The organism is Citrobacter rodentium NBRC 105723 = DSM 16636 (assembly GCF_021278985.1).
Taxonomy (GTDB): Bacteria; Pseudomonadota; Gammaproteobacteria; order Enterobacterales; family Enterobacteriaceae; genus Citrobacter_A; species Citrobacter_A rodentium.
Window position 1 is genome coordinate 1,992,489 of sequence record NZ_CP082833.1, and the last position, 8,899, is coordinate 2,001,387.

Annotated in this window: 8 protein-coding genes; 1 reads left to right on the plus strand and 7 read right to left on the minus strand. The window is 58.1% G+C overall.

The window, feature by feature from the left end; all coding sequences use genetic code 11:
• Window positions 1-27: 27 nt before the first annotated feature.
• From tssH to tssB, 7 genes are read right to left on the minus strand one after another with little or no spacing between them, the layout of a single operon-like run.
• Window positions 28-2,535, minus strand: coding sequence for a type VI secretion system ATPase TssH (tssH, locus tag K7R23_RS09415; protein ID WP_012907484.1), 2,508 nt, complete (start codon window positions 2,533-2,535; stop codon window positions 28-30).
• Window positions 2,526-3,461 carry a type VI secretion system baseplate subunit TssG gene (locus tag K7R23_RS09420; protein WP_012907483.1) on the minus strand — a complete coding sequence of 312 codons (936 nt, stop codon included), beginning with the start codon at window positions 3,459-3,461 and terminating at the stop codon, window positions 2,526-2,528. The genes tssH and K7R23_RS09420 overlap by 10 nt, the downstream gene beginning before the upstream one ends.
• Window positions 3,425-5,146: a type VI secretion system baseplate subunit TssF gene (gene tssF / locus K7R23_RS09425; RefSeq protein ID WP_012907482.1), complete on the minus strand. Its 1,722-nt coding sequence runs from the start codon at window positions 5,144-5,146 to the stop codon at window positions 3,425-3,427. The genes K7R23_RS09420 and tssF overlap by 37 nt, the downstream gene beginning before the upstream one ends.
• 19 nt (window positions 5,147-5,165) lie before the next feature.
• Complete coding sequence (gene iraD, locus K7R23_RS09430; RefSeq protein WP_012907481.1) at window positions 5,166-5,546, minus strand: anti-adapter protein IraD; 381 nt, start codon at window positions 5,544-5,546, stop codon at window positions 5,166-5,168.
• Window positions 5,546-6,031 (minus strand): Hcp family type VI secretion system effector, encoded by a 486-nt coding sequence (locus K7R23_RS09435; protein ID WP_012907480.1) that lies wholly within the window; start codon window positions 6,029-6,031, stop codon window positions 5,546-5,548. The genes iraD and K7R23_RS09435 overlap by 1 nt, the downstream gene beginning before the upstream one ends.
• Before the next feature lie 18 nt (window positions 6,032-6,049).
• Window positions 6,050-7,531: a type VI secretion system contractile sheath large subunit gene (gene tssC / locus K7R23_RS09440; RefSeq protein ID WP_012907479.1), complete on the minus strand. Its 1,482-nt coding sequence runs from the start codon at window positions 7,529-7,531 to the stop codon at window positions 6,050-6,052.
• Window positions 7,532-7,549: 18 nt separating this feature from the next.
• Complete coding sequence (gene tssB / locus K7R23_RS09445) at window positions 7,550-8,062, minus strand: type VI secretion system contractile sheath small subunit (protein ID WP_012907478.1); 513 nt, start codon at window positions 8,060-8,062, stop codon at window positions 7,550-7,552.
• 366 nt (window positions 8,063-8,428) lie between these two features.
• On the opposite strand from tssB, the gene K7R23_RS09450 reads away from it, so the two are divergent.
• Window positions 8,429-8,899 (plus strand): hypothetical protein, encoded by a 471-nt coding sequence (locus tag K7R23_RS09450; RefSeq protein WP_012907477.1) that lies wholly within the window; start codon window positions 8,429-8,431, stop codon window positions 8,897-8,899.

An 8,899-nucleotide genomic window follows, 5' to 3' on the forward strand; every position in this document is an offset into this window, starting at 1 on the left:
TATCCGAAGTTCTTTTCCTCCACGCATTTATTTATCGCCCATTACTGCCCCAATCACCAGATTCTCAATATCTCTGGCCCCCACTCCCTTACATTGATCCATTACCCTTTCGACCAGCCCATCCTCCATATTTAATTTCTCACCTGTCGCCACCAGATACCGTTGAGCTAATTTCTCCAGTTTCGCCAGCACAATGCCTTTTAATGTTTCTTCATCCAACGCGCGATAGGCTACTGTGGTCATCCTCGCTAAAAACGCCGGACGAAAATGGCGCAACAACTCTTCGCGCATCGCCGTATTAAACCACTCGCTATTGAATTCAGAAGTCGGCGTTTCAAGAATTAACTCCGCCCCGACGTTGCTGGTCGCCAGCATCACCGTGTTTTTGAAGTCGACAATTAATCCGGTACCGTCCTCCATGACGCCTTTGTCGAAGACGTTATAAAACGCCTCCAGCACGTCCGGATGCGCCTTTTCGATTTCATCCAGCAGAACCACAGAGTAAGGACGGCGGCGCACGGCTTCAGTTAGCGCCCCACCGCTGCCATAGCCGACGTAACCCGGCGGCGCGCCTTTTAACTGGCTGACGGTGTGCGCTTCCTGGTATTCGGAGAGGTTGATGGTGATGAGATTTCGTTCGCCGCCGTAGAGCGCATCGGCCAGCGCATAGGCGGTTTCAGTTTTGCCAACGCCGGTTGGCCCCACCAGCAGGAATACGCCAACCGGCTTTTGCGGATCGGTCAGGCCGCTGCGGTAGGCGCGCAGCCGCCGGGCGATAGTCTCAAGCGCTGCCCGTTGCCCCATCACCCGCTCGCTCATCCGTTCGACCAGCGTACGCAGCGCGTGCGCTTCATCAGTAAGCATCTGCCCGATCGGTATCCCGGTCCAGCCGCCGATCACTGCTGCAACGGTGGCGGCATCAACGCAGTCTGGTACCAGCGGCACTTCATCGCGGAGTTGGACGGCGGCGGTTTCCAGTTTGCCGATCAGTGCCGCGCACTCCACCAGCTCCTGTTCCAGTTCTTCCTCGTCGTCCAGCCGCGCGTTCAGCGCCAGCATCCGTTGACGGGCAGCCAGCAGTTCGCCGACCCGCTGGCGTTCATCCTGCCAGCGTTCCTCCACCTCCTGCGCCTGAAGCTGCAACAGCTTCGCCTGCGCCTCCAGATCGCATAGCCGATCGTGATGATCGATGCCCACCAGCAGCTCGCGATTCAGACGCACGCTCTCTTCCTCAATGGTAGCCAGCTGCTGGCGAACCTCCTCCAACGCCGGAGGGATATCATGCTGCGCCAGCGCCACCCGCGAACAGGCGGTATCAAGGACGCTGATAGCCTTATCCGGTAGCTGACGCCCGGAGATGTAGCGTTGCGACAGGCGCACCGCCTCTCGAATAGCGGTATCCAGAATCTGCACCCCGTGGTGCGCTTCCAGCTTATCGGCCACCGCCCGCAGCATCATCACCGCGCTATCCTCGTCCGGCTCTTCAATATGAATGCGCTGAAAACGGCGATCCAGCGCCGGGTCCTTCTCAAAATATTTTTTGTACTCCTGCCAGGTGGTAGCGGCAATGGTTCGCAGCTCGCCACGCGCCAGCGCTGGCTTCAGCAGGTTGGCGGCATCGCTGCCGCCCTCGGCGCCGCCTGCGCCAATCAGCGTATGGGCTTCGTCGATAAACAAGACGATCGGCTGAGAGGATTTTTTGACCGCCTCAATCACCCCTTTCAGGCGCTGCTCAAATTCGCCTTTCACTCCCGCCCCCGCCTGTAACAGGCCGAGATCGAGTGAAAGCAGCGCCACATCACGCAGAGGCGGCGGCACGCTGCCTTCGGCGATACGCAGCGCCAGCCCTTCGGCGACGGCGGTTTTCCCGACGCCCGGCGCGCCTACCAGAATCGGGTTGTTCTGCCGACGGCGCAGCAGAATGTCAATGCACTGACGGATTTCAGCATCACGCCCGATGATCGGGTCGATCCGTCCTTGCCGGGCTTCACGGGTAAGATCGTGTGTGTATTGATCCAGCACGCTGTCGCCGCGAACCGCCGCGTCAGCGTCCGATCTATCGCTCACCGCTTCAGCGGATCCACGACACCAATTCAGCCAATGATCTTCCAGTTGTTCTGCGGAGATCTTTAACAGCAGCGGTAGCCCCTGCGCCAACTGGGCGCGCAGGCGATCGCGGGTGAGCAGAGTCAGCAGCAGCAGCGCGGAGCGCACCTGCTTCAACTGACGGAAAGTGGTCAGTAACAGCGCCCCCTCCAGCAGCTCCACCAACTGCGCAGAAAAGACCGGCATTCGCGTACAGCCGGTTCTGAACTGCGACTGGGCGCGCCGGATCTCATCGCGCAGCGCGTCGACAGGAATCCCCGCGCCGTCAAGGCAGCACGCCAGATCGCAGTGCTCGTCGTCCAGCAATGCCAGCAGCAGATGTTCCGGCTCCACAAACCAGTGCCCCTGCGCCCGGCTACGCCCGGCGGCCTGTTCCAGCGCGTACAGACAAACCGGGTTCAGCCGCTGTACCAGCGCTTTTAAGTCCATGTTGTATTCTCCTTAAGATGCTGTCGGCAGCTGAATGATGACTTCCTGCGTCCACCGAGCTGTGCGGTGCGTCCGAGTCGCGGCGGGTTGTTGCGGGTGAGCATAGCGTCGAGCGCCAGCGTGCCGCTTAATACCAGTTCCAGTGTTATTCCTGCGCCAAACCAGACCTGGCCCAGCCAGGCCAGGGTCTGAAATCCCTCGCCGCCGGGTAAAAATGTCCGCCACTGCGTCTCGCTGTCGACCTGCAGATGCACCCGCAAAGCCGCATGCTGGTTCCAGGCGCGCCTTCCCGCCACGCTGTCCCGCCCAAGGCGGCAACCGATACGTCCCTGTGAAGCAGGCGGCAACGTCTGCCAGCGACCAATAAATTCTTCAGCGCGCAGCGTGACGTTCAATACCGCTGCCGCGAGAGCGATAAAGCCCTCTGTCGAACGCCTGCGATTTGCCAGCAATCCGCTCTGCGCCAGCAATCGGGGCGATCCATACCGCATTGCCGGTGAATCAAAGCCGCACAGCGCGCGCATAATCGCGAACCCTGGCGCCTGTTCCCGCGTGGCATAGGGGGGCGCCAGCCGCCAGAGACTCAGGCTGCGGCAATGGTGTTCAATCAGCCGCCGCTGAAACAGGCTGAGAAAATCCTGCGGAGCGGCATTTTTATCCTGAGTCGCCTGCTGCAGCCACTCCAGCCAGTCGTAAGGCAGCACGCCGTCGGCGCCGCCCGGTCCAAGGCTGCATACCCGCAGATGACCATCACGCTGTACGCCAACCTCCGCAGGCGCGAAGGCCAGTCCCGTGTCACCGTACAGTTCGGGGAGGATGCCGCTCAGTTCAATCAGCCTGACGTATTGCTCCAGCGAGAAGCTCCACGGCTCGCGACGCAGACGCTCAATTACGCTGATAGCGCCGTTTCTCCGGTGTCGCGCCATAGCGGCAACGTCCTCCCGTCATCCTGTAAGACACATTGAACAAAGCAGTTCGCCGTGGCGTTCCGCGCCAGATAGCGGGCGATAATCGCGGCAAACAGCAGGCGGCTACTGGCCGTAAAAGCTTTCGGATCGAGCGTCAACGTCACACGAAGGCCGTTATGCCACCCGCGCCAGGCCTCGCCGCCGCGATGTTCGCTTACCCGTTCGCAGCGCAGGTCGCTGATGCCGTTGATCTGCTGCCAGACGGCAGACGACGCGCTGGACGGAGCGTAGAGCGACAGCATCTCCTTCAACGAAGCGAGCGCCGTTTCGCCATCGGTGAGCGACAGATGATTAAGCGCCAGCGACGAGACCAACCGCCAGCGCGCGTCACGCCGGGCAATGGGAGAGGAAGGCGCCGTTGGCGTTCCCAGAAGACGCGCCTGCGCTACCGGACCAGGCAGTGCGAATGCGAGAGGGGTGCCCGCCGCCAGCGACAGCGCCGTCTCGCCGTTGCTACACCACAGCCGGGCCGTCAGACTGGCCTCCTCCGCTGGCTCTGCCGGATCAAAACAGCTGTCCACCAGGGTCAACCACAGCGTATTGTCCTGCATGCGATGACGGCGCGTATGCCAGAACCAGCGGCTTTCACTGTGTCCCTGCGCCGAATAATAAGGGGGGACGCGCCATGCCGACTCCTGATTGCTCATCCACAGCGCCTGGACGCGATAAATCTGCACGGCGCTGTCGTTATGGTCCGCTACCAGCCGCTGTTCGCTGCGGGTATGTTCAGCGATCAGCGGTTCCGAGGTGCGGGCAAAAAGATTAACCAGGGGCGCGCAGCCGGGGCGTATATCATCCGGCTGCAGAGGCTGCGCGGTTGGCGGAGCGCAATCAAACGGGATCAGTAACGTCATAGTGTCGTCTTCCGCGCCTGGCGGCATCGGCAGATCGAAATACATCAGCGCCTGTGGGCAATGCATCCACGCGCTCAGCGCCACTCCGCTGGCCGCCGTAGCGGCATCGAAAGGCAAAATATCTGACGCATTGCGTACGCCCACGGGCTGCGGACGCCGGGGTCCGATAGCGTGGGCATAAAGTAAATCGAAAAGAGCGGCGTTAACCTGCGGTGAACCACAAAGATGTACGCGCAGCGAACTCATCGCCAGTTGCGAAAAACGATACGGCGCCAGGCAGCGCAGCCGAATACGCAACGCGCTTCGCGCATCCGCCAGCCCGCTGTGAAGCTGTGCGGTCGCGGCGTCGCACCAGGCAAGCTCGTCGATCGCCACCGGCCACAGGGTCTGCTCCAGCGCGGTCCGCCACCAGACCGTTTTCCCTTCGGCGTTCAGCGCATACAGCGGCGTTCCTGCGGGCATCGTATAGCCACGCGTCAGATCGCCTGCTAACGGATCGGGGATGAAACAGGCGGTAGCGGTTGAGGGAAAAGGACGCATCAGATGCGGAGAGAGCTGTTCCAGCAGCGACTCGCTCAGTTCGCCGAAGCCGTCGTCCAGCCGCTGGTGCAGGCGGGCGCTTTGCAACGCGAAACCTTCCAGCAGACGCTCAACGTGAGGGTCCGGGCAGTCAAATTCGCTTAAACGCAGGCGCGCGGCCACCTGCGGATGACGGCGGGCAAAGTCGCCGCTAACCGAACGCAGCCAGCGTAGCTCCTGCAGGTAATTATCAAGCAGTCGATCGTCCATTGATCACCCCTTGTATCGTCTATTGCCAACTACCGTTGCGCCAGGCTAACTCCAGTTGTAGCGGGGCGTCGTCGTGCCAGAGCTGCGCATCGATATGCAGCGCCAATGCCTGCTGGCCCGCCTCTTTCACGCTCACCGTCAGCGCCACAATTCGCGGTTCAAGACGCAAGATCGCGCTGCGCAACTGGCGGCAGACGCCGTTAAGCACCCGTTTGTCGCTCACGTTCAGACCATGCCACTCGGGAGCGCCCCAGATAAGCAGCGGCGGTAATCCTTCGGTCTGCTGCGGGGCGCGGGTATTAAACAGGCAGATCAGTTCACGGCGTACCGATTCACGCGGCGAAATATTCTCATCCACCAGTCTGTCGAATAGCGCAACCGGAATGGCGGGCTGCTTCATCAACGCCCTTTCTGGTTCATCGCCATATCCCAAACGGAAGAAGAGTTACCCTCTTTTTGCCCGGCCGATTTCTGAGCGGTGATCTCCCATTTGATTTTGGTGAAGTTCAGCGACATTGTCTCCACTGGCTTACCGCCGGATCCGCCGCTGACGTTGAGCTGAGAAATAATGACATTGTTTAAGGTGTAGACAATAAACGGCAGCATATTGCCATTGTCGTTACGGCACAGCGTCAGTACCGCCGTGGGGATCACCTTCCCGCAGCAGCAGTATTCGTTGAGCACCGGGGTAGAGAGATCGACAAACTTGGTCAGAGAAAATTCGCCAACATGGGCGCGCCCGGAGGTGCGCTCGGTGTTACTGACGTCGTTCGTCACCTGCATCGCCACGTTATGGCTGTAGGACATGATCTCGAGCTGTTTCTCAAATCCTTTTACCAAGCTCTCGCCATCAATGCCTTCCAGCTTTAAAAAAATTGCATCCATCATTTATTTCCTTATCGATCAGGCCGCAGCTGGCGGCGGCAGTTCCGCGACCAGGCGAATTGAAGTAGTGAGTTCTTCGAGCTGGAAGTGCGGGCGCAGGAACACAACGGCGCGGTAAACCCCAGGTTTGCCGGGCACTTCACTCACGTCGATACGCGCTTCACGTAGCGGATAACGCGCCTTGATCTCCTGAGGAGCGGTATCACGCAGCAGCACGTAGTCAGCGATCCAGTTATTAAGATAGCTTTCCACCTCGTCGCGACTCAGAAAGCTGCCGACCTTATCGCGCATGATCACCTTCAGGTAGTGCGCAAAGCGGGAAGCGGCGAAAACATAGGGCAGCATCGCTGAAATACGCGCGTTGGCGTTGGCTTCCGGCGTGTTGTAGATTTTTGCCTGATTGGTCGTCTGCCCGCCAAAAAAGGCCGCCGTATCGGTGTTCTTTTTGTGGCACAGCGCGATAAAACCGAGATCGTTAAGCTCTTTCTCACGACGATCGGTAATGGCGATCTCCGTCGGGCAGCGCAGGCTGATATCGCCGGAAGGGGTGGAAAAAGTGTGAGCCGGTAGATGCTGCACCAGCCCGCCGCCTTCCACACCGCGGATTGCCGCACACCAGCCATAGAGGGTAAATGCTTCGGTGATCCGGTTAGCCAGCGCCCAGGCGGCGTTGCCCCACAGGTATTTGCTGGCATCCAGTCCATCCACGTCTTCAACAAAGTTAATCCCTTCCACCGGCAGAGTATCCGGCCCATAGGGCAAACGTTGCAGCACGTGCGGCAGCACCAGCGACACGTAGCGTGAATCTTCGCTTTCGCGGAAGGCCCGCCATTTGATTAACTCGCTGCTCTCGAAGATTTTCGCCAGATCGCGCGGGACGCTCAGCTCGGCAAACGATCCCATGTCGAACAGGCGCGGGCTGGCGGCAGCGATAAACGGCGCGTGGGCCGCGGCGGCAACCTGCGAGATTTTTTCCAGCAGCGCCACATCCTGCGGGTGGCGGCCAAACTCAAAGTCGCCAACCAGGACGCTGTACGGATTGCCGCCGAAAGTGCCGTACTCCTCTTCATACAGCTTTTTAAACAGCGTGCTCTGGTCAAATTCAACCGCCTTTTCCAGATCGTCCTGCAGCTCTTTACGCGAGACGTTGAGCAGGCGCAGCTTCAGGCGGGCGCTGGTTTCGGTATTCATCACAAACTGATGCAGGCCGCGCCAGCTGGCCTCCAGCCTCTGCATGTCGGGGTGATGCAGCACTTCGTTAAGCTGGGCGCTAATCAGTTCATCAATCTGCGCGATGCGATGGTTGATCATCGCGACAGTGTCGTTTTCCACCGCCATGCCTTCATCGAGAATTTGCGTAGCCAGCTCTTCCAGCATGTCGCGAGCGTAGGTTTGCTGAAGCTCATCCCGCGCCATGCGGCCTTCCTGAATAATGCGATCCAGCACGCTCAGCGTGACCGTCTGGCCGCTGGTTTCAGCCTGTTCCTGAACATTTTCCATTGTTCGTCACCTCTTCGGTTAAACGTTTTCCGTCGTAGAGTTTTTCTCTGCCGGACGCAGCGCCTGCAGCTCCGCATTGTCATTGACCACCTGCTGCAGCAGCGTGTCCAGATCGTCGTTGCCGTCCAGCTTGGTCAACAGATCGCGCAGGCGCTGGCGGGCAAGAAAAAGACGCTGAAGCGGCTTAACCTGGTTGATAATGTTGAGAGGGGTAAAGTCTTCGAATGTTCTGAAATTCAGTTCAACGTTGAGCTTGCTGTCATCGTTCGCCAGGCGGTTATCCACCTGAATCGCCAGGCGGGGGGAGATCGAGGAAAGTACGTCATCAAAGTTATCGCGGTCGATTTCGACGAAGCGACGTTCGCGAAGTTTCTGCGGCGGGGAGGCTGGCTGACCGGACAGATCGGCCAGAATCCCCACCACCATAGGCAGTTCTTTTTTCTCAACGGCCCCGCCGGTTTCCACGTCATAGGTAATTTGAACGCGCGGCGGTCTTATTTGGTTGAGTTTATGTTGAATGCTTTCGGCCATAATCAAATCCTTTTTGAGCAAAGTATCCCTGACACCATAAATACGGTACCATTTATTCGAAAACACGGTCTATTAACAGCTTCTTTTATTATAAAAAAACATAACAATAAGCAAATATCAATCGGATTTTTTTCGCAAGAAAATCGCCTGGCTGACAAACCAACAGGACAATACACTTTTCACCTTAAAATCAAAACATTATAAAACAATCTATTTAGGTTATTGATATTTACATGCTGGGATATTCATATTTCAAATAACTGGCCGAACGTTTTTATTTATACGCAACGCAGTATAATGACTTAAATCAAAAAACAAATCATCGATATTAATTACTTTCTTTACCGGAATATAAAGGGAATTTATATGAGCCACAGCATCAGCCGTTCAATATATCTTATTTTATTGATTTTATTCTGTATGCAAACGGGCGGCTGCGCATTCTGGCAAAAACGAGTGGAATTGAATGCGGTACAGATAGACACAGCGCCTGATGCCAATGATAACGCGCCCGTTGCGGTGGATATCGTCGCCATTGCCGACGCCGCTCTGGTCCCCACCGTTCAGTCGCTCCCGGCGGCGCAGTGGTTTAACGCAAAATCGCAACTGCTGCGCGACGCGCCCGATGGTCTCCGCGTCTGGTCACTGGAACTGGTTCCCGGTTCTCGCTACATCAGCGAAGAAAACCCGCTGCGCGACGCGCCGGCGGAGGCCATCGTATTGTTCGCCCGCTACCGCAGCGCAGGCGATCACCGGCTGCGGCTGGATAATCTTGATTCACTGCATTTGCTGTTAATGACGGATGAGGCGGTTATCGCGCCTGTACAAGGAAAGTAA